Origin of the sequence: Noviherbaspirillum sp. ST9, assembly GCF_048799745.1 — a bacterium.
Taxonomy (GTDB): domain Bacteria; phylum Pseudomonadota; class Gammaproteobacteria; order Burkholderiales; family Burkholderiaceae_D; genus Noviherbaspirillum.
Window position 1 is genome coordinate 1 of sequence record NZ_JBLWFR010000208.1, and the last position, 530, is coordinate 530.

A 530-nucleotide genomic window follows, 5' to 3' on the forward strand; every position below is an offset into this window, starting at 1 on the left:
GAGTGGAGTTTCCGATTACTTTCTGATCTCCCGGGTCATAGATCGTATTGGTAGTTCCCGAACTGATTTTACCATCTCCGTCGAGATCCACCCAACGCAAATCTCCGGCTCTGAGGGGAACATTATTATCCCTCCTCACCTTATTCAGGAAACTTTGATCTACCGGATAGGTTTTCGCCTCAGCATCGGGCTTGAAGTACCCGTCTGTAATGTATCCCCAGATCTCTCCAAGTTCCTTGCCTACATAAAGGCCATAGGTAAAATCACTTGATTTATCAACTTTGGTAACAACAGAGTGGTTATCACTTAAATTAACCCCGATGTTATATTTAAAAGGCTTACCCGCCAGGTTAAACCGGCTGTTCCAGTTCACCGACAGCTCAAAGCCCTGGGTTCGAAGGCTGGCCACGTTTACAAGAGGCACATCCGTCCCAAATACATTAGGAAGAGGAGTACCAGTATCCAGCATGTTTGAGGTATTCCTTACGTAACGGTCAAAGCTGATATCAAGCCGGTTATTAAACAGCCCT

The 530-nt window shown here is 45.8% G+C and carries 1 pseudogene; it reads right to left on the minus strand.

The window, feature by feature from the left end:
• Positions 1-469: pseudogene (locus ACNOHI_RS25565) on the minus strand (hypothetical protein); the annotation flags it as partial.
• Positions 470-530: the final 61 nt, after the last annotated feature.